This is a genomic window from Marmoricola sp. OAE513, assembly GCF_040546585.1.
In the GTDB taxonomy this organism is placed as follows: Bacteria; Actinomycetota; Actinomycetes; order Propionibacteriales; family Nocardioidaceae; genus Marmoricola.
The window spans coordinates 3213445-3233768 of record NZ_JBEPOC010000001.1 but is presented as its reverse complement, the minus strand read 5'-3'; the positions used below and the strand labels follow the sequence as shown (position 1 = coordinate 3233768).

At 70.1% G+C, this 20324-nt stretch carries 19 protein-coding genes; 6 read left to right on the top strand and 13 right to left on the bottom strand.

All coding sequences use genetic code 11. From position 1 onward, the window contains the following. Positions 1 to 89: 89 nt before the first annotated feature. The 5 genes from helR to ABIE44_RS16125 are packed head-to-tail and all read left to right on the top strand — an operon-like array spanning position 90 to position 3803. Entirely contained in the window at positions 90 to 2255 is a 2166-nt protein-coding gene (gene helR / locus ABIE44_RS16145) for an RNA polymerase recycling motor ATPase HelR (RefSeq protein WP_209715232.1), read from the top strand. Between the two features lie 33 nt (positions 2256 to 2288). Further along, the gene (locus ABIE44_RS16140; protein WP_209715235.1) at positions 2289 to 2750 is read left to right on the top strand and encodes a hypothetical protein; all 462 of its coding nucleotides are present in this window, start codon (positions 2289 to 2291) and stop codon (positions 2748 to 2750) included. A gap of 50 nt (positions 2751 to 2800) precedes the next feature. Continuing rightward, on the top strand, positions 2801 to 3130 hold the full coding sequence (locus ABIE44_RS16135) for a hypothetical protein (RefSeq protein ID WP_209715239.1): 330 nt from the start codon (positions 2801 to 2803) through the stop codon (positions 3128 to 3130). A 21-nt stretch (positions 3131 to 3151) separates the two neighbouring features. Beyond that, positions 3152 to 3568 carry a nitroreductase family deazaflavin-dependent oxidoreductase gene (locus tag ABIE44_RS16130; protein WP_209715242.1) on the top strand — a complete coding sequence of 139 codons (417 nt, stop codon included), beginning with the start codon at positions 3152 to 3154 and terminating at the stop codon, positions 3566 to 3568. A gap of 37 nt (positions 3569 to 3605) precedes the next feature. Next, positions 3606 to 3803, top strand: coding sequence for a hypothetical protein (locus ABIE44_RS16125; RefSeq protein ID WP_209715246.1), 198 nt, complete (start codon positions 3606 to 3608; stop codon positions 3801 to 3803). 52 nt (positions 3804 to 3855) lie between these two features. Here the strand turns inward: ABIE44_RS16125 and ABIE44_RS16120 are convergent, their stop codons facing one another. Continuing rightward, positions 3856 to 5823: a TIGR03960 family B12-binding radical SAM protein gene (locus ABIE44_RS16120; protein WP_209723158.1), complete on the bottom strand. Its 1968-nt coding sequence runs from the start codon at positions 5821 to 5823 to the stop codon at positions 3856 to 3858. Positions 5824 to 5913: 90 nt separating this feature from the next. Between ABIE44_RS16120 and ABIE44_RS16115 the strand changes: the two genes are divergently transcribed. Beyond that, positions 5914 to 7011, top strand: coding sequence for a calcium:cation antiporter (locus ABIE44_RS16115; RefSeq protein WP_209715249.1), 1098 nt, complete (start codon positions 5914 to 5916; stop codon positions 7009 to 7011). A 24-nt stretch (positions 7012 to 7035) separates the two neighbouring features. Here the strand turns inward: ABIE44_RS16115 and ABIE44_RS16110 are convergent, their stop codons facing one another. The 12 genes from ABIE44_RS16110 to ABIE44_RS16055 all read right to left on the bottom strand — a co-directional run bounded on the left by ABIE44_RS16110 (position 7036) and on the right by ABIE44_RS16055 (position 20208). Then, entirely contained in the window at positions 7036 to 9417 is a 2382-nt protein-coding gene (locus ABIE44_RS16110) for a S8 family serine peptidase (RefSeq protein ID WP_209715252.1), read from the bottom strand. Positions 9418 to 9524: 107 nt separating this feature from the next. Further along, positions 9525 to 10694, bottom strand: a complete 1170-nt coding sequence (gene rodA / locus ABIE44_RS16105; RefSeq protein WP_209715255.1) for a rod shape-determining protein RodA — start codon at positions 10692 to 10694, stop codon at positions 9525 to 9527. Then, positions 10691 to 12823, bottom strand: a complete 2133-nt coding sequence (gene mrdA / locus ABIE44_RS16100) for a penicillin-binding protein 2 (protein WP_209715258.1) — start codon at positions 12821 to 12823, stop codon at positions 10691 to 10693. The genes rodA and mrdA overlap by 4 nt, the downstream gene beginning before the upstream one ends. Then, a complete protein-coding gene (mreD, locus tag ABIE44_RS16095) occupies positions 12823 to 13365 on the bottom strand; it encodes a rod shape-determining protein MreD (RefSeq protein WP_209715261.1) in 543 nt (180 codons plus the stop codon). The genes mrdA and mreD overlap by 1 nt, the downstream gene beginning before the upstream one ends. Beyond that, entirely contained in the window at positions 13362 to 14264 is a 903-nt protein-coding gene (mreC, locus tag ABIE44_RS16090; RefSeq protein ID WP_209715264.1) for a rod shape-determining protein MreC, read from the bottom strand. The genes mreD and mreC overlap by 4 nt, the downstream gene beginning before the upstream one ends. Continuing rightward, positions 14264 to 15298 (bottom strand): rod shape-determining protein, encoded by a 1035-nt coding sequence (locus tag ABIE44_RS16085; protein ID WP_209715267.1) that lies wholly within the window; start codon positions 15296 to 15298, stop codon positions 14264 to 14266. The genes mreC and ABIE44_RS16085 overlap by 1 nt, the downstream gene beginning before the upstream one ends. Before the next feature lie 175 nt (positions 15299 to 15473). After that, entirely contained in the window at positions 15474 to 16199 is a 726-nt protein-coding gene (locus tag ABIE44_RS16080; RefSeq protein ID WP_209715271.1) for a hypothetical protein, read from the bottom strand. Between the two features lie 8 nt (positions 16200 to 16207). Beyond that, positions 16208 to 16765 (bottom strand): hypothetical protein, encoded by a 558-nt coding sequence (locus ABIE44_RS16075; protein WP_354438169.1) that lies wholly within the window; start codon positions 16763 to 16765, stop codon positions 16208 to 16210. Between the two features lie 213 nt (positions 16766 to 16978). Then, positions 16979 to 18043: a hypothetical protein gene (locus ABIE44_RS16070; RefSeq protein ID WP_209715277.1), complete on the bottom strand. Its 1065-nt coding sequence runs from the start codon at positions 18041 to 18043 to the stop codon at positions 16979 to 16981. A 2-nt stretch (positions 18044 to 18045) separates the two neighbouring features. Then, complete coding sequence (gene ndk, locus ABIE44_RS16065; protein ID WP_209715280.1) at positions 18046 to 18453, bottom strand: nucleoside-diphosphate kinase; 408 nt, start codon at positions 18451 to 18453, stop codon at positions 18046 to 18048. Between the two features lie 10 nt (positions 18454 to 18463). Next, positions 18464 to 18811, bottom strand: a complete 348-nt coding sequence (locus ABIE44_RS16060; RefSeq protein WP_209715284.1) for a DUF4233 domain-containing protein — start codon at positions 18809 to 18811, stop codon at positions 18464 to 18466. Beyond that, positions 18811 to 20208, bottom strand: coding sequence for a bifunctional folylpolyglutamate synthase/dihydrofolate synthase (locus tag ABIE44_RS16055; protein ID WP_209715287.1), 1398 nt, complete (start codon positions 20206 to 20208; stop codon positions 18811 to 18813). The genes ABIE44_RS16060 and ABIE44_RS16055 overlap by 1 nt, the downstream gene beginning before the upstream one ends. Positions 20209 to 20324: the final 116 nt, after the last annotated feature.

Sequence of the window (20324 nt, the reverse complement as noted above, 5' to 3'; positions counted from 1 at the left end):
ATAGCCCAGTGGGGGGCTTGCCGCAAGGCCCTGGCGAGGGCGCACAATCACCGACCCGGCCCTGACCCCACCACCCTGGAGCTGATCGAGTGACCTCCACGCCCACCAGCGTGTTCGCCCTTCCCGACAACCTCTCTGCCAAGTCCGACCCCGCCCTGATCGCGGACGACGAGACGCACTTCGCCGCCGTCGCCAGCACGCTGGCCACCTCGGTCGCCGAGCTCGACGAACGCCTCGACGAAGCCCGTCGCGCCCCGGGCGGCATCGGCCAGGAAGCACTCGACCGCGACCAGGAGGTGCACCGTCTGACGGCCAGGGTGCGGATGCTGCGCCGCTTCGGCTCGGACCTCTGCTTGGGTCGAATGGTGGCCGAGGACGGCACCACGACGTACATCGGTCGTCTGGGGCTGACCGACCGCGACGGCAGCCGACTGCTGCTGGACTGGCGCTCCCCCGCGGCAGAACCCTTTTTCGGCGCGACCCACGCGAACCCGATGGGGTTGGCCAGCCGCCGCCGCTACCGGTGGAGCCGCGGGAGCATCTCCGACTACTGGGACGAGGTGTACACCGCCGAGGGCCTCGAGAACCGTGCCGCCCTGGACGACCAGTCGGCGTTCATCGCCAGCCTCGCCGGCAACAGGTCCGCGCGGATGCGGGACGTGCTCGGCACGATCCAGGCCGACCAGGACGCGATCATCCGCGCCGGCTCGCGCGGTGCTCTGGTCGTGGACGGAGGACCCGGCACCGGCAAGACGGTCGTCGCGCTCCACCGCACCGCCTACCTGTTGTACGCCGACCCCCGCGTGGGCGACCGCCGCGGCGGTGTCCTCTTCGTCGGCCCGCATCGGCCATACCTCGACTACATCGGCGACGTGCTGCCGAGCCTCGGCGAGGAGGGCGTGCAGTCGTGCACGCTCGCCGACCTCGTCCCCGAGGGCAGGCGAGCCCTCGAGGAGGACGACCCCGAGGTCGCGCGACTGAAGGCGTCCGTGGCCATGGCGACCACGGCGATCGAGACCGGCGTGAGGTTCTACGAGGACGCGCCGACCGAGGGCATGGAGGTCGACAACGAGTACGCGGACCTCTGGCTCAGTGCCGACGACTGGAACGACGCGTTCGCCGCGGCGGCTCCCGGCACACCGCACAACGAGGCACGCGACGACGTCTGGGAGGAGCTGCTGACGATCCTGGTCGACAAGGTCGACACCGCGGACGAGGACGACGAGGAGTCGGGCGTGACCCCCGAACTCGTGCGCCGCTCGCTGGCCCGCAACCGCGAGCTCGCCGAGACCTTCAACCGGGCGTGGCCGTTGATCGAGCCGACCGACCTGGTCGGAGACCTCTGGACGGTGCCGGCGTTCCTGCGGCTGTGCGCGCCGTGGCTCGAGCGCGACGAGGTGGTTCGACTGCAGCGCAGCGACCCCGACGCCTGGACCCTCTCCGACCTGCCGCTCCTCGACGCCGCCCGCCGACGGCTCGGCGACCCCGAGGCTTCCCGGCTGCGGCGCCGGCGCGAGGCGGCGGAGGCAGCCGAGCGCGCCCAGATGGACCGGGTCGTCGACGAGATCCTCCAGCAGGACGACGACGAGGGCATGTGGGCCCAGCTCAGGCAGCAGGGCATCCGCGACGCGCTGGTCGACGAGGCCGCGCTGCCCGAGGCCGATCTCGACCAGCTGGCCGGCCCGTTCGCGCACGTCGTGGTCGACGAGGCCCAGGAGCTGACCGACGCCGAGTGGCAGATGCTGCTGTCGCGGTGCCCCTCCCGCAGCCTGACCGTGGTCGGCGACCGCGCCCAGGCCCGGCACGGCTTCACCGAGTCGTGGGGCGCGAGGCTCGAGCGTGTCGGGCTGCAGCAGGTCGAGCTCGCCTCGTTGAGCATCAACTACCGGACGCCCCAGGAGGTGATGACCGAGGCCGAGCCGGTCATCCGAGCGGCGCTGCCAGACGCGAACGTGCCGACCTCGATCCGGAGCAACGGGGTCGCGGTCCGGCACGGGTCGGCGTCCGAGCTCGAGGCGGTCCTCGAGAGCTGGCTGGCGTCGAACCCCGGCGGCGTCGGCTGCGTGATCGGCGCACCGGCGTTCGTCGGCAGCGAGCGGGTCCGGTCGCTGACTCCGGTGCTGTCGAAGGGCCTGGAATTCGACCTGGTCGTGCTCGTCGACCCCGAGGCGTTCGGCGACGGCATCGAGGGCGCCGTCGACCGGTACGTCGCAATGACCAGGGCGACCAGCGAGCTGGTGGTGCTGACGAGCTAGGTCGTTGTCGGTGCGTCCTGCCACTCTCGCTCCATGACCGACGACCAGGCCCACGGCTTCGACTTCCTGCACGGCTCGTGGAGGGTGGACCACCGCGTGCTGCGCGAGCGGCTCGCAGGCTGCACCGACTGGGACGCGTTCTCCAGCACGGCCGCGTGCACTGCGATCCTCGGCGGGGTCGGCAACCTCGACCAGATCGAGCTGCCACACCGCTCGACGACCGGCGCCACGCTCCGCCTGTACGACGCCGCCGCCGACCACTGGACCCTGCACTGGACGACCTCAGGGTCCGGACGCCTCGACCCGCCGATGACCGGGAGGTTCACCGACGGCGTCGGGACGTTCCTGGGCACCGACCGGCACGACGGAGCCCCGATCGACGTGCGCTTCGTCTGGGACGAGGTCACCGCGAGCTCGGCACGGTGGACCCAGTCGTTCGCCCCCTCCGGGTCGGGCTCCTGGGAGACCAACTGGGTGATGGTTTTCAGTCGCTGAGGACTGAAAACCGTTTGCCGCCCCCGGCCCACGTTGAGGAGGCTCGCGCCATGTCCCCTGCGCTCGTGAACCCGCTGACCGAACCGTTCCTCGCTGCCGCCGAGGAGGCTGCCCGCGTCCGGCCCGAGGTCGACCTCGACCTCGCCTGCGAGCTGATGGAGGAGGCCGCCACCGTGCTCTACAACGGGCTCGCGCTCGAGGGTCTGGACGAGCACGACACCGCGGTCGTCGCTGCCCACCTGGCGACCGACCTGACCGCGGTCGACCCGGCCGCCGCCGTCCTCGCGCGGTCGCAGGAGATCGACGTCAGCGAGACCGTGCACGACCCGGAGGCCGTCGTCGCGTCGTACCTGATCGCCGCCGCGATGCTGCGCCTCTGAGCCTCGGGCTAGATTCGAGGAGTGAACGACTTCAACGCCCAGGTCATCCAGGAGTTCCGTGCGAACGAGGGCCGCGTGTCCGGCCCGTTCGAGGGCGCGCCGATGGTGCTCGTGCACCACGTCGGCCGGCGCTCGGGGAACACCCACGTCAGCCCGATGATGTACCTGCCCGGGCCCGACGGCGCGATCTACGTGTTCGCCTCCAAGGGCGGCGCCCCGACCGACCCGGACTGGTACCTCAACCTGGTCGCCGCCGGCTCCGCCGAGGTCGAGGTCGGCACCGAGCAGTACGCCGTCACCGTGACCGAGGAGACCGGCGAGGACCGCGACCGGATCTACGCCGAGCAGGCAGCGCTCTACCCGGGCTTCGCCGAGTACGCCGAGAAGACCGCGGGCATCCGGGTCATCCCGGTGCTGCGGCTCGACCGCGTCGCCTGAGTCGCTTACCGGGCGAGCCCCTGGGTACCACCCAGGAATGACTGAAGCCGATCCGACCGAGAACGAGGGCCAGGTGTCCGAGGTCGCGAACCTCGACCCCGCCCGCGAGGAGACCCCGATCGCCGACGGCGATGCCGCGGCGGGCTACCCGGACAGCGAGAGCGGAGCGGCCCAGGAACCCGAGCCCGAGGCCGGCCCCAACGCGAACCCGCACCGGGACCAGGACACGCACTGACCAGTCGTGTGCCTGAGCGCGTCGCCGACGGCGCGCTCAGGCACACAACTCGCTAGACGATGCTGAGCGGGAGCAACCGCTGGCCCGTGGGCCCGATCTGGATGTCGGTGCCCATCTCCGGGCACACGCCGCAGTCGTAGCAGGGCGTCCAGCGGCAGTCCTCGACATCGGCGACACCGTCCGGGTCGTCCGCTGCTGCCAGCGCGTCCTCCCAGTCCTCCCAGAGCCAGTCCTTGTCGAGGCCGGAGTCCAGGTGGTCCCAGGGCAGGACCTCGGCGTAGGTGCGCTCGCGGGTGGTGAACCAGTCGACGTCCACACCGGTGCCCTCGAGCCCGACCGAGGCCGCGGTCATCCAGCGGTCGTAGGAGAAGTGCTCGCTCCACCCGTCGAACCGGCCGCCGTCACGCCAGGCAGCCTCGATCACGCGACCGACGCGGCGGTCGCCGCGCGACAGGATGCCCTCGACAATGCCGGGCTTGCCGTCGTGGTAGCGGACGCCGATCGCGCGCGCGTACTTCTTGTCGCTGCGGATCGCCTCGCGCAGCTTCCAGAGCCGGTTGTCGGTCGTCTCGTGGTCCAGGTGCGGCGCCCACTGGAAGGGCGTGTGCGGCTTGGGCACGAAGCCACCGATGGAGACCGTGCAGCGGATGTCGTTGTGGCCGGAGACCTCGCGACCCTTCTGGATCACCCGACGCGCGAGGTCGGCGATCTGCAGCACGTCCTCGTCGGTCTCGGTCGGCAGACCCACCATGAAGTACAGCTTCACCTGCCGCCAGCCGTGCGAGTACGCCGCGGCGACGGTCGCGATCAGGTCGTCCTCGGTGACCATCTTGTTGATCACCTTGCGCATCCGCTCGGACCCGCCCTCGGGCGCGAACGTCAGGCCGGAGCGTCGGCCGTTGCGGGAGAACTCGTTGGCCAGGCTGATGTTGAACGCGTCGACCCGGGTCGAGGGCAACGAGAGCGAGACGTTGCTGCCCTCGTAGCGATCGGCCAGGTCCTTGGCGACCTCGCCGATCTCGGTGTGGTCGGCCGAGGACAGCGAGAGCAGACCGACCTCGTCGAAACCGGACTTCTCGATGCCGTTCTGCACCATCGCGCCGATCGTGGTGATCGAGCGCTCGCGCACCGGGCGGGTGATCATGCCGGCCTGGCAGAACCGGCAGCCACGGGTGCAGCCGCGGAAGATCTCCACGGAGAAGCGCTCGTGCACCGTCTCGGCCAGCGGCACCAGCGGGTTGCGCGGGTAGGGCCAGGAGTCCAGGTCCATCAGCGTGTGCTTCGCGACCCGGGCCGGTACGCCGGGCACGTTCGGCACCGCAGCGCCCAGCGAGCCGTCCGGCCCGTAGGAGACGTCGTAGAACTTCGGCACGTAGACCCCGCCGCTGACGGCGAGCCGGCGGAGGAGCTCGTCGCGAGCAGTAGGCATGGCGCCCGACGGGCAGCCCTCGCCCTTCCACTCCCGGACGACCTCGCTGATCTTGAGGACCACCTCCTCGCCGTCGCCGAGCACGGCGGCGTCGATGAAGTCGGCGATCGGCTCGGGGTTGAACGCGGAGTGACCGCCGGCCAGCACGACCGGGTGGCCGTCGGTGCGGTCGACCGCGTGCAGCGGGATGCCGGCGAGGTCGAGCGCGGTGAGCATGTTGGTGTAGCCGAGCTCGGTGGAGAAGGAGAGCCCGAGGAGGTCGAAGGCGCCGACCGGACGGTGGCTGTCGACGGTGAACTGCGGGATGCCCTCGCGGCGCAGCAGCGCCTCCATGTCCGGCCAGACGGCGTAGGTGCGCTCGGCCAGGGTGTCCTCGGCCTCGTTGAGGACCTCGTAGAGGATCTGGACGCCCTGGTTGGGCAGACCGACCTCGTAAGCATCGGGGTACATCAGGGCCCAGCGCACGGTCCGGTCGTCGGGACCCCACTCCTTCTGCACGGAGTTGAGCTCCCCACCGACGTACTGGATCGGCTTCTGCACGCTCGGCAGGTGCGGCTCCAGACGGGCGAAGACTGACTCAGGACCGGTCAGGACGGGCACGACGAACCTCTCAACGACGAACAGGGGAAGGCCCCCAGCGTACGCGGTCGGCGCTCAGGTGCGCTCCCTAGACTCAGGGCCATGACCCCTCCCCCGCCGTCCCTGACGACCCGCGCCCGTGACTGGACCACGTTCGTCCCGGTCACCGGCGCGATCGCCCTCGCGGTGCTGTGGGGGTCGCACCCGAGCGACCTGGTCCTGATCGCCCTGGTACCGCCGCTGCTCGGCGCCGTCTTCGCCGCGGTCCAGCACGCCGAGGTCGTCGCCCACAAGATCGGCGAGCCGTTCGGCTCGCTCCTGCTCGCCGTGGCGGTCACGATCATCGAGGTCGGTCTGATCGTCATGCTGATGACCTCGGACAAGGACACCTCCGAGCTCGCCCGCGACACCGTCTTCGCCGCCGTGATGATCTGCCTGAACGGCATCGTCGGTCTGGTGCTCCTGGTCGGCGCCCTCAAGCACCACCTGGCGAACTTCAACCCGGAGGGCACCGGCGCCGCGCTCGCGACCGTGGTCACGCTGGCGTTCATCACCCTGGTCCTCCCCCGCTTCTCCACCAGCCACCCCGGACCGGAGTTCACCGGCTCGCAGCTGGCGTTCGCGGCGATCGCGTCGCTCGCGCTCTACGGGATGTTCGTGTTCACCCAGACCGTCCGCCACCGTGAGTTCTTCCTCCCGGTCGACACCGACGGGGACGGCATCGAGGAGCCGCACGAGGTCACCACGCACGACGCCTGGTGGAGCCTCGCGCTCCTGCTCGTCGCGCTGGTCTGCGTGGTCGGACTGGCCAAGCTGGAGTCCAGCGGCATCGAGCGCGCCGTCTCGGCGGCCGGCCTCCCGCACGCGGTGGTCGGCGTGGTGATCGCCCTCCTGGTGCTCGCGCCCGAGAGCATCGCCGCCGTCCGCGCCGCGGCGGCCGACCAGGTGCAGACCGGTCTCAACCTGGCCTACGGCTCGGCGATGGCGTCGATCGGGCTGACCATCCCTGCGATCGCCGTCGCCTCGATCTGGCTGGACGGGCCGCTCGAGCTGGGGCTCACGCCCGTGCAGATCGTGCTCCTGGTGATGTCGGTGTTCGTCAGCATCCTCACCGTCGTCCCGGGACGGTCGAAACCACTCCAGGGCGGCGTCCACCTGGTCATCCTGGCGGCGTTCGTCTTCCTGTCGATCGCACCCTGACGTCAGCACGGACGTCAGCGCGGCTCAACGCCGCTTCAGCACGACCGTGAGCAGCTCACCGGGCAGACGGTACGCGCCGGCCACGGGGTAGACGGCCTTCACCTTCAGCTTCCTGTTCGGCACCCCGGTCGGCCGCACGAGCTTGCCGACCTTGCAGCCTGCCCTGTCGAAGGCTGCCACGGCCCGTGACGGGGTCCTGCCGATCACCGCGGGCACGATGCACCCGGCGACCACGAACGATGCCCTGGCCGGGGTCGGGTCGACGTTGCCGTACCGGTCGACCGCACGGACGGCGAAGACGTGGTGACCGGGCCGCACACCGCGGACGGCGCCGTTCGGGTTGCAGGCACGGAAGGGACCGGAGTCGATCCGGCACTGGAAGGTCACCCCGGGGATCGTGCCGTTCTGGCCGGCCTTGATCGCCACGGCTTGGCCGGAGACCCGCGGGCTCGCCACCATCCGGGTGTCGGGCGGCACCAGCCTGCCCATCGCCGCGGCCACGTCGAGCCGACCACCGGTGACCGTCCGCCCCTTCCACGCGGCCACCCGCCGAGCACTGCCGAGGATCGCGGCCCGCACCTGTGCCGTCGTGGCACCGGGCTTCAGGGAGTACAGCAGCGCGGCCGCTCCCGAGACCATCGGCGCCGCCATCGACGTACCGCTGAGGAGCTGGTACGGCGCCGGCCGCGCGACGGCACCGCAGCTCACCTTGAGGTTGTCCAACCAGACGCCGTAGCCGGCGTCGAGGCCCGGCGGCGCGGTGTAGTCGAGGTGCAGCGAGACCTGCTTGCCGGCGAGCTCGGTGGCCTCGAAGACGCCGGTGCTGAACGACTTGAGCACCGGGTTGGTCCAGGTCACTGCGAGGCTCCGGCTGACCGGGGTCTCGGCGCCGTCGACCCACAGGGAGTAGCTGAAGTCCTCGGCATCGGTGAGCTTCGCGAAGCGCTCGCCGCCGATCTCGCAGTACTCCGCGGTCCGCGGCACCGCGAACGACCGGGTGCGGATCGCGTGCGCGCCCGCCACCGGGGCCGCGCCCGGGGAGTCGGTCAGGCCCTTGCTGACCAGCGGGCCGTCGCCGGCGGCGCCGACGCCGAAGCCGGGGTCGCCGTTGACCCACGAATCCAGGTCGCCGTCCTCGAAGTCGTCGCTCCACACGACCGTGGCCTCGTAGCGTCGGTAGATGCTCCAGATGTCGACTCCGGGCGCTGCCAGGTCGACGTGCCGGGCACCCCAGTTGCTGAAGCTCGCGGGCTTGCCGGCCCGGTCGAGCGCGGCGACGCACACCACGTTGTCGACCCGGCCGGGCACCGTCGAGTCCGCCACCGGGTCGTAGTTGCACGGGTAGACCGCGCGCTGCTCGTTGTCGCGTGCGTCGTTGCCGGCGGCGGCGACGTACAGGGTGGCCGGGTTGGCGGCGAGCGCGTCGGCCATCACCTGGTCGTACTGGTAGCCGCCGAGGGAGAGGTTGGCGACCCGCGCGCCGTTCTTGCCCGCGTAGTTGATCGCCTGCACGATCGCCGACAGCAGGCACCGGTTCGTGCCGCCGAGCGCGGACCGCGAGCAGGCGCGCAGCGGCATGATCCGCACGTTCTGCGCGACCCCGGTGATGCCCGTGCCGTCGTTGCCGCGTGCACCGAGGATGCCCGCGACGTGGGCTCCGTGGCCCCCGGTCGTCGGGTCGTCGTCGGTGGGGTCGTTGTCGCCGGTCGGCTGGTCGAGGTTGGACCCGACGAAGTCCCACCCGCGGACGTCGTCGACGAACCCGTTGCCGTCGTCGTCGACGCCGTTGCCGGCGACCTCGTCGGCGTTCTGCCAAGCGACCGGCGCCAGGTCGGGCGCCTCGAAGTTGTACCCCTGGTCGATCACCGCGACGACGGTCTGCGGCGACCCGACGGCCCGCTCCCAAGCGGGGCCGACGTCGATCCCGCCACCGGACGTGCTGCCCCCCGCGCTGGTCGTGGCGCCGTCGGGCTGGAGCGCCCACTGCCGCGGGAGGTCCGGGTCGTCGGGCGTCCCGAACGTCGCGAGGTAGTGGTCGGCGTCGGCCGAGGCCACCCGTGGGTCGGCACGGAGCGCGCGCAGGGCGTCGGAGACCGACTGCCCCGACCGGGGATGCACGAGCTCGAACTCCTCATCGCCCAGCGCGCCGCCGGCCCGGGTGCGGGTAGCGGCCCGTGCACGCTCGCGCGCGGCGGTCGAGGCCGAGTCCTTCCACCGGACGACGATCCTGGCCGGCACCGGCAGATCAGCGCCAGCGGCGGGGTCGACCACCGGTGCGGGAGCGACCGGAGCGGCCGCTTCGGCCTGTGCCCCGGGCACGACGGGACCCAGCATCGTCGTGGCGATCGCGAGCGACCCGAGGACCGCGACCGGACCTCGAGCACTCCGCCGTGGCTGGGAGGGCACACGGCATCCTCACCCGAGCCGGGGCACCGGTCCAAACCCTGCCCCCAGGGTGTCCAGACCTCCGGCCCGTCGTTAGCCGCCCTGCCTCGCTGCGCTCCTGGGGTGGGTCACCAACGAGCCGGCTTCATCGAGCTTCGCTCGATGTTGAGCAGCAGCCCGATCGCCATCATCGAGGCGAACATGGAGGATCCCCCGTAGGAGACCAGCGGCAGCGGGACCCCGGTCACCGGCATGATGCCGAGGCACATGCCGATGTTCTGGAACGCCTGGAACCCGAACCAGCAGGCGATGCCTGCAGCAGCCACGCGACCGAACAGGTCCTCGGCGCGCTTGGCGATCAGCAGCGCGCGCCAGAGCAGCACCGCGATGAGCGCGATCAGCAGGCCGGCACCGACCAGGCCGAGCTCCTCACCGGCCACGGTGAAGACGAAGTCGGTGTGCTGCTCGGGCACGAACCCGGAGCGCGTCTGCGAGCCGTCGAAGAGTCCCTGGCCGAACAGGCCCCCGTTGCCGATCGCGATCCGGGCCTGGTTGACGTTGTAGCCGGCTCCGCGCGGATCCAGGCCCGGGTCCGTGAAGGCCAGGAACCGGTGCACCTGGTACTCCTTGAGCACCCCGGCCGAGATGACGAACACCGCACCCGCGCCACCCGCCAGGCCCAGACCGACCAACCAGCGCGGCGGCGTTCCCGCCGCAGCGAGCACCCCGAAGACGGTGGCCGAGAGCACCAGCATCGTGCCGAGGTCGGGCTGCAGCAGGATGAGAGCAGCCGGGAGTCCGGCGACCACAAGCATGCCGAGCACCTCCAGCGCGCCGACCTTGCGCTTGCGGGAGGACTCGGTGCGCTCGGCGACCAGCAGTGCCATCCCGACGACCACCGCGAGCTTCGCGAACTCGGCGGGCTGGATCGACAAGCCCCCGAGCAGCAGCCAGGAACGCGAACCGTTGATCGTCGATCCCATCACGAGGACGAGCAGCAGACCGACCACGGAGCCGGCGTACACCAGCGGAGCAAGGATGCGGACCCACCGGCGGTCGGTGAAGACGACCGCTGCAGCCAGCGCGAGACCGATCACCACGTTGACCACCTGCTTGCGCAGGTACGCCGTCGGGTCGCCGCCGGTCAGCGCGTCGTTGGTCGAGGTCGCCGACCACACGAGCAGCGTGCCGGTGACCAGGACGGCGGCTGCGGCGCCGACGAGGATCCGGTCGACCTTGGCGGCCGGTCGGGCTGAGGTCCGAGCCCTCGCCGGGCTCGGGTGCGCGAGGATCGTCACTTCCTGCCCCCTCGGGCGGGCGGCATGATCGAGCCGTCAGCGCCGAAGACCGGCAGCTTCTTGGGCGAGGTGGTGCCCGGGACCGCAGCACGGCTCGGACGGACGTCCTCACCGTCGATGCCGTACAAGCCCTCCCAGATCTTGCGGACTGCCGGACCCGAGGTGCCCGAACCGGTACCGGCCTGGGTCACCATCATCACCACGACGTAGTCCTTGGTGTAGGTCGCGACCCAGGAGGTGCTCTGCTTGCCGTAGACCTCGGCCGACCCGGTCTTGCCGCGCACCTGGACCTTGTCGAGCGGGAACCCGACGAACTTCCACGCCAGGGTGCCGACCTTCGGGGTGCCCTTGAGCGCCTCGTCGACGTACTTGAGCGCGGACTTCTTGGACTTCACGTGGCCCTGGACCACCGGGGCGATCCGCTTGACCAGCTTGCCGTCGGCGCTGACCACGGCCTTGGCGATCCGCGGGGCGTAGAGCGTGCCACCGTTGGAGAGCGCGGCGTACGCGCGGGCGAGCTGGATCGGGGTGACGATCGTGTCGCCCTGCCCGATCGCGTAGTTCACCGAGTCGGTCGCGCGGTACTTGTTGCCCTCGACGCAGAACTCGTGGGCGAAGACGTGCAGGAAGTCGCGCTTCCCGGTCTTGTTCCGCTTGTCGATCTTGCAGTAGTAGCCCTTCATCGCGTTCCAGTACTCCAGCTTCCACTTCCGGTCCGCGATCCGCCCGCTGGCCTCGCCCGGGATGTCGAGGCCGGTCTTGGTGCCGAAGCCGAACGACTTCGCGATCGAGACGAGCGGGTCCTTGGCCTTGACGTTGCTGGCGTCCGACCCGTACTTGTTCCAGTAGCCGAGCCCGACCCGGTAGAAGAAGGTGTCGCAGGAGATCTGCAGCGCTCGGGCGAAGTCGATCGACCCGTACGACGCGGACTCGTAGTTCTTGAACCAGCGGTTGCCGACCTGGAGACCGCTCGAGCAGTTCAGCCGGGTGTCCTCGCCGTACCCGTTGTTCAGGGCACCGACCGTCATGAGCGGCTTCCAGGTCGAGCCCGGCGCGAACTGCCCCTGGGTGGCCCGCGACAACAGCGGCTCACCGGCCTTCTTCGAGTACAGCTTCTTGAGCTGCTTGGCCGAGATGCCTCCGACCCACGCGCCCGGGTCGTACGTCGGCTGGCTGGCCATCGCGACCACGTTGCCGGTCTTCGCGTCCATCACGACCACGGCCCCGGAATCGGCGACGTAGTTCTTGTGCGTGACGGGGTCGTAGGTCTTCCGGGCGGTCGTGATCGCCTCGTGCAGCTCCTTCTCCGCCAGGCTCTGCACCTTGGCGTCGATCGAGGTGACCAGCGTGTCCCCCGGTTCGGCGGCGATCGTGCCCGTGTTCCCGAGGACGTGTCCGTCGGAGTCCACACCGACCTTGGTCGTCCCCGGCGTGCCGCGCAGGTACTGGTCGTAGGTCTTCTCCAGGCCGGCCCGGCCGACGACCGACGCCCCGTTGACGCTGGTGTCGTCGGACTTCTCGGCCTCCTCGAGCTCGTCACCGGTGATCGGGCTGAGGTAGCCGAGGACGCCGGCCGCGTTGATGCCGAACGGCGAGGGGTAGGCCCGCACGCTCTCCGCCTGCGCCAGCACGCCCGGGTAGTCCTCGCCCTGCTCGGAGATCTTCACCGCGACCTGCTGCGGGACGTCCTGGGCGACCGGGATCGGCTGGAACGGCGACCCGTTCCAGCAGGTGCCCTTGACCGCGCCGTCGGTGCCGCAGAGCACCGTCCGGGCGACCACGTCGTCGTACGGCGCGTCGACAGCCTTGGCGACCTTCCGAAGCAGGGTCTCCCGGTCGTCATCGGCCATCTTCGCCAGGACCGTGCGGTCCACGCTGACGACCCAGCTCGTGCGGTTGGCCACCAGCGAGCGCCCCTGCGCGTCGACGATCAGGCCGCGGGCCGGCTGCACGACGACGTCGCGGACCGACTGCTCGGCGGCCTTGGCCTGGTACTCCTCCCCCGTGAGCACCTGCAGGTACCAGAGTCGGGCGAACAGCGTGAGGAACAGGGACAGCATCAGGACCTGCATGACGAACAGCCGCAGGCGGCTCTTCGTCGGGTTCGGCCTGATCAGGACTGCTGCCATCACGGCATCCGGTAGGTGCTGGCCAGGGAACCGGTCGTGCGGCCGTAGGAACCGAGGCGGTCGACCAGCCAGACGAGACCGGGGACCAGGAACGGCGCCAGCGCGACGTCCCACAGGACGCTGATCAGGAGCACCTTGATGGTCAGGTCGACCGGCAGGACGCCGTCGTCGAGCACGACACCGGTGAGCGCGAAGACCGAGGTACCGACGAAGGACATCGCGGCGACCAGCCCGACGGCCATCACCGGGGAGGTGCGCGCGTCCTGGCGGACCCGGCCGGCGAGGTAGCCGACGACGACCAGGGCGAGCGCCCACCGACCGGCGACGTGGTCGGCCGGCGGCGCGAGATCGAGGAGCAGTCCGGTCGCGAATCCGAGGACCGCGGCGAACTGCGACCCGCGCGAGATCGCCGCAGCGACGACCACGATGAGCGCGAGGTTGGGGACCACGCCGTCGACGGCGACGAAGCGGAAGATCACCGACTGGGCGACGACCGCCAGACCGACGACCAGCACGAGCGCGGCATCGCGGAACGCGGTCATCGGGAACCTCCCTGGGTGATCACGGTGCGGTCGCCCTGGGTGCCCTTCGGGACGACGACCCCGACCACGTCGAGCGCGGTGAAGTCGACGAACGGGGCGATCACGGCGACCCGCGAGCTCTGCCGCGGCGAGGAGACGACCGACTCGACCTTGCCGATCGGGATCCCGGCGACGTACGGGACGCCGTTGTCGGAGCCCCAGGTGACCACGACGTCGTCGCGCGAGGGGGCGACGGCGTTGTCGACGAGCTCGAGGTCGAGACGTCCGGCGCCGCCGATGGTGCCGCGACCGCGCAGGAAGCCGATCTCGCTGTTGGTGCCGAGCCGACCGCCGACGACCGACTCGGTGTCGACGATGAGCAGCACGGTGGCGGTCGAGCGGGTGACCTGCACGACCCGGCCGACGAGCCCGTCGTTGTTGAGGACGGTCATGTTCTTGGTCAGGCCGGCCGACGTACCGGCGTCGATGGTGACCGTCCGGGAGAACGACTGCACCGGTCCGAGCGCGATCACGCGGGCCGCGACCAACGAGTAGCCGGTCTCGCTCGCGGTCCGGGTCAGGCTGTCGAGCTCGGCGAGCCGCTTGCGGTCCAGCGGCTCGGTGGACACCTCGTTGCGCAGCCGCGCGTTGTCCGCCGACAGGGTCGCGACGTCGTCACGCAGCGACTTGTTGGTCGTGAAGTAGTCAGCCAGGTCGGAGATCGGCCGGGTCACGGTGGCGGTCGCGTTCTCGACCGGCCCGACCACGGAGCCGACGGCCGAGCGCACCGGGTTCAGCGGGGAGTCGTCGCCGGTCCGCGCGTCCAGCGTGATCACGGTCAGGGCAGCCAGCACCAGCAGGCCGAGCACGCGTCGCGAGCCGTCCGAGGTGGGCCCCTGCCCGAGGTTGCGGCGAGCCATCAGGCGGCACCCCGGCCGTTCTCGGCGACCAGGACCTGCTGCAGCGCCTCGAACTCCTCGACGCACTTGCCCGAACCGAGCACGACCGAGCTGAGCGGATCGGCAGCCACGTGCACCGGCATCCCGGTCTCGTTGCGGATGCGCTCGTCCAGCCCGCGGAGCAGCGCGCCCCCGCCGGTGAGCACGATGCCGCGGTCCATGATGTCCCCGGCCAGCTCGGGGGGAGTCTGGTCCAGCGTGGTGCGCACGGCGTCCACGATGGAGTGCAGCTGCTCCTCGATCGCGTGCCGGACCTCGACGCTGCTCAGCCGGACCGAGCGCGGAAGTCCGGAGATCATGTCTCGGCCGCGGATCTCCCCGGTCAGCTCGCTGACCATCGGGTACGCCGACCCGAGGGTCATCTTGATCTCCTCGGCCGTGCGCTCCCCCAGCATCAGGGAGTGCTCCTTCTTGAGGTAGGCGATGATCGACTGGTCGATCTCGTCGCCCGCGGTGCGCACCGACAGCGTGGTGACCAGACCGCCGAGCGAGATCACCGCGACCTCGGTGGTGCCGCCGCCGATGTCGACGACCATGTTGCCGGTCGCCTCGTGGACCGGGAGCCCGGCGCCGATCGCGGCGGCCATCGGCTCCTCGATGATGAAGACCTTGCGGGCGCCGGCCTGGTAGCCGGCCTCCTTGACCGCGCGCTGCTCGACCGGGGTCACGCCGCTCGGTACGCAGATGACCATCCGGGGCTTGGCGAAGTAGCGGCGGCGGTGCACCTGGGCGATGAACGTGCGCAGCATCTGCTCGGTGGCGTCGAAGTCGGCAATCACGCCGTCGCGCAGCGGGCGCACCGTGGTGATGGCGTCCGGCGTACGGCCGACCATGCGCTTGGCCTCCGTGCCGACGGCCAGGACCTCGCGGGTCTGGCTGTTCATCGCGACCACGGACGGCTCGTCGAGGAGCACGCCCTTGCCGCGCACGTAGACCAGCGTGTTGGCAGTGCCGAGGTCGACTGCCAGGTCACGGCCGATCAGGTTGTTCGCCATCTTTCCTCGCAGGTACATCGTGGGGAAGTAGGCATCGCGCGTCGTCCCCTGAGCAACACAGGAACCACGCGTAACACCAGTCACGAGCCTACGGTCGGTACGGCCCCGATCCTGGGGGCGACACGCGGACCTGCCCTGACGGCGCACAACTGGCGCCGTCAGGGCAGGTCCACTGCTAGCAGCCCACCCGGGCGCCGCGTTGCGGATCTCGTTCCTTGGCATCCGCACGCTGCACCATGCGAATCAAGTCACCAATCGCACTCTTGTCAGCCACGACTCGACCTGCAACCGAGGAATCAGCGAGCGTGGTGACGTCGCGTAGTTTCTGACCACCCCTCGCATCGATCTCGCCCTCGCCGACCTTTTTGCCGTCGTACGGGACAACACCCCAACTCCCGATCGCCTGCCATCCACCCGCCTCTACATCGTCGTCCGGGTTGCATCGCGGCTCGAGGTAGCGAATGGCCACCACGTACCGATGCCCGGGGATCATTCGGGACGATCCGTGCTTGGTGACGATGGGGCGCAGGGTCGCCCCGCGGCCTTTCATCCAGCCAGCGACGCGCATAGACAGCGCATCCGGAAGAGTCGGCGCACCCGCACGTTCATAAAGGACCTCATGGACTACGAAGTCGGCCAGCCGGTCGACAAAGAATTCGTCTCCCTCGCTGACCTTTTCGCTCGTCATGGACAAGTCGAGGATGTAGTCAGCGTTTCCGGCCCAATCGGCTGGTGTCTCGCTTGAGAACATCTCATGCCCAGACGTCACATAGACGGGGTCTCCCTCGACTATCGACGCAGCGTCATGCTTCGGCACGCCCTGTTTGTCCGACCGAAGGATCCCAAATACCGCAGCCGTCACTACAACTGTGATGACGACGATTCCCAAGATCTTCTTCATTGCGATCCTCATCCGTAGAAGTTGTCGACTTGAGCCTTGGGCTCGGAACCGAGCGCTGTCGGGAGCGGATCGCGGTCGCCCATGATTCCGACCAACGTGTCGCTCTCAGCCTTGACAGGCTTCGCGTTTCGACCGTGCGTGAGGCCGAGCGTGTGACCAGACTCGTGAGCGACAAGCCACTTGTTGTGGACCCCTGCGCCGCGGATGCGGACGTAGAAGGAATCGCACTCCCACGAAGTCCCGTCGATGATGTCGACACACCACGTCACGCCGTCGCAACAAGGAAAGCCGGTGGTGTATCCCTCTTGAAAGACCACGTCGGTCTCAGCTGCTCCAGAGAATGTTGGCGTTGAGTCATAGGAATCGTTGATGACCGTGCTGGAACTCCAGGCCTTAATTCCTGCTGAAGCGGCTGTTCGATCCTCCGCCTCCAACTCGAACTCTCCACTGCTGTCCATGTACCAGGTCCAAGTTGTGTTCTCTGTACGGCAGTTGCCTGGATCCGCCGTCGGACTGGACTCAGGGCTGTCTATGCAGGCGATCTGATTTCCCGTGGGCGTCAACATGTCGAAAGCCGAAGCAGGTGGCGCAGTCAGCATCAGTGGAATGCACGCAACAGACGTGAGTCCTATCGATATCAACCAGCGTTAGAATGTGCGTTTCATTTTCAAGGTCAGCCCTTCCCGTGGACCTCGAACGCTAGGCACGTTCGACGAGCCGCGAAGGAGCGCACGACTGACCTGTGGATAACGCCTGCCCGATCGCGTCTGTGGAAAGGGCTACAACCAGCGGCAGGTCGGTGCCCCGCCCGCGAGCACCGCGCGCTTGTCCAGCCGCAGCAGCGACGGCACGATCGGGTCACGGCCGTGCAGGTAGGCCTTCACGCCGGCCTCGCTGACGGTCCACAGGTCCGGCCCGCGGATCTCGACGTCCTCGGCACCGTGCACGAACGTCACCGGCTTGTGACCCGGCGCCTTCAACGAGGCGCAGTGGGCGTCCGAGGAGCTGAACCACAGGCCTTTGTCGGTGCTGGAGATGCCCTGGAGCCGCACCGGGACCCGCTCGACCGAGGCGGGCCCGGAGATCAGGGTGCGCCCGGGGCGCAGCACGTCGGCGACGGAGAACCAGCGCAGCTTGCCGGTCGAGGCCGGCCGGTAGCTGCCGAACCCGATCCGGTTGCCGTCGATCAGCACGGTCGCCCCGCGGACCCGCTTGTCGAGCCGCCAGACCCGGAGGACCGGGTCGCCCTTGCCGAGCTTGGCGGGGTCGAGCAGCCAGAGCCGCTCGAGCTCGGCGACCCAGAGGCCGTGGGAGTCCATGTCCATCCCGCCGCCGTGCCGGCAGTACGTCGGCGTCGGCCCGTAGACGGGAGCCTGGAACTTCTTCACGAACGCGAGCGTGCGCCCGGTCCGGGTGTCGATGACCGCGATCTGGCAGGGGCGACGGCTGACGCTGCGGTTCCACTTGTAACCCCCGACGTAGGCCAGGTCGCCCTGGATCTCGAGGGCCTGCGGGGTGAAGTAGTCGTCGAGGTGCGGGGCCCAGTACGCCGCGCACACCGCGGGCATCACGCGGGTCTTGCGCAGCTTCGCGTGGCCCAGCTTCGGTTTGGGACCGAGCACGTCGCCGTACGAGACGCCGCCGCAGCGGCGTGTGGGCGCAGGGTCCGGGTCGGACTGGCCGGTCGGTGCCTGCGTCGATCTCTGGGTGGGCGTCGGCGCCGGCTCACCCGGCCCGGCGTTCGTCGAGGGCGCCGGCACAGCGTTGCGCGACGGCTCGCCGCCGCAGCCCACGAGGAGCCCGGCGAGCAGTGCGACCAGGGCGAGGCCGAGACGGAGCCGCATCCTCAGAGCTCGGGGAACCAGATGCCGATCTCGCGGGCGGCGGACTCCTCGGAGTCCGAGCCGTGCACCAGGTTCTCGCGGTTCGACAGCGACAGGTCACCGCGGATGGTTCCGGGAGCGGCCTTGCGGCCGTCGGTGGCGCCGTTGAGGCCACGCACGACCTCGATCGCCTCGTCGCCCTCGAGCACCAGGGCGACGAGCGGACCGCTGGTCACGAAGTCGCGCAGCGGCGGGTAGAAGTCCCGTTCGACGTGCTCGGCGTAGTGCTGGTCAGCGATCGCGGCGTCGATCTGCCGGTGCTGCAGCGCCACGATCGTCAGTCCCTTGGCCTCGAAACGCGAGAGGACCTCGCCGACGAGGCCCCGACGTACGGTGTCGGGCTTGAGCAGGACCAGGGTTCGCTGAGTCATGCGGCGAAGCCTAGTCGGAGGCGCCGTCCGCGGGCACAGCGGCGGCCTTGTCCCGGTCGATGGTCGCCCCGAGCCGGTACGCCGCGAACCACAGCGCCGCGAAGATCACCCCGAGCACGATCATCACCGGGGTGAACGCCCCCAGCGCGAGGGCGCCGGCCTGGATCAGCCAGCCGAGCACGTAGGCCCAGCGCGCGCGGAGCATCCCCGCGACCAGCAGGCAGGCGACGCACAGGCCGAGCCCGATCACCAGACCCTGGGTCGTGCTCAGGTCGTCGGCGTGCACCAGCACCGGGGTGGTCAGACCGAGCACCACCGCCTGGAGGAAGAGGATCGCCGAGCAGAGTCGCCGCTGCATCAGGAGCCTGCACTCCCCTGGGCGCGTCCCTGGGTCAGCAGCGAGCGCGCCTCGCCGACGGTGATCACCGAACCGGTGACCAGCACGCCGCCCGAGCCGATCGCCTCGCCGAACACGCCCCCGACCTCGGCGAGCGTGGCTGCCTCGTCGATCGCGGAGGACAGTGACGGCTGCACGCTGACCCGGTCCTGGCCGAAGATCCCGCGCGCCACCTCGGCGAGCTGGCTGGCCGACATCGAGCGCGCGGTCGAGTTCTGAGTGCAGACGATGTGCGCGAGCACCGGCTCGAGCGTCGCGAGCAGCCCCTCGTAGTCCTTGTCCGCCATCACCCCGACGACACCGACCAGCGGGTCGAAGGTGAACGAGTCGTAGAGCGCCTCGACCAGCGCGGTCGCGCCGTGCGGGTTGTGCGCCGCGTCGAGCACGATCGTCGGCGAGCGGCGCACGATCTCCAGGCGTCCCGGCGAGGTCACCTCGGCGAAGGCCTCCTTGAGGACGTCCTCGCTCAGCGGAGCGTCACCGCCGACGAACGCCTCGACGGCCGCGAGGGCGATCGCGGCGTTCTGGGCCTGGTGGGCGCCGTACAGGGGCAGGAACACCTCGTCGTACGAACCGCGCAGGCCCTGCAGCGACAGCATCTGGCCGCCGACGGCGGGGACCCTGGTGCGGACACCGAACTCGAGGCCCTCGCGCGCGACGATCGCGCCGACCTCGGAGGCCTGCTGCACGATCTGCGCCGCCACGTCAGGCTCCTGGATGGCGGTGATCACGGTCGCACCCGGCTTGATGATGCCGACCTTCTCCCGCGCGATCTCGGCGACCGTGGCCCCGAGGTACTGCGCGTGGTCGACGGAGATCGGCGTGAGCACGGCGACCTGTCCGTCGGCGACGTTGGTCGCGTCCCACGAGCCGCCCATGCCGACCTCGATGACCGCGGCGTCGACCGGGGCGTCGGCGAAGGCGGCGAACGCCATCCCGACGACGGTCTCGAAGAACGACAGCGGGTGGTCGGACTCGGCGTCGACCAGGTGCGTGTACGGCGCGACCTCGTTGAAGGTGCGGATGAAGGCCTCGTCGGACAGCGGCTCCCCGTCGATGACGATCCGCTCGTTCATCACCTCGAGGTGCGGGCTCGTGAACCGCCCGGTGCGCAGACCGAGGCCGCGGATGAGCGTCTCGATCATGCGGGCCGTGGAGGTCTTGCCGTTGGTCCCGGTCAGGTGCACCACCGGGTACGCCGCCTGCGGCTCGCCGAGGAGCTCGGTGAACGCCTGGATCCGGTCGAGCGACGGCTCGAGCCGCGACTCGGGCCAGCGCGAGAGCAGCGCGTCCTCGACCTCGGCGTAGGTCTCGGCCGGGCGGGCTTCTGCGGGGGTGAAGTCATCGGGGGTACTCATCGCCCGCCCATCGTAGTTCCGCGAGCGGGCCCAGATGTCCCACGGGGTTCCGCCGAGAGGGCGCAGATGTCCCACGGGGTTCCGCCGACAGGGCACAGATGTCTCGCCCCGGGGCG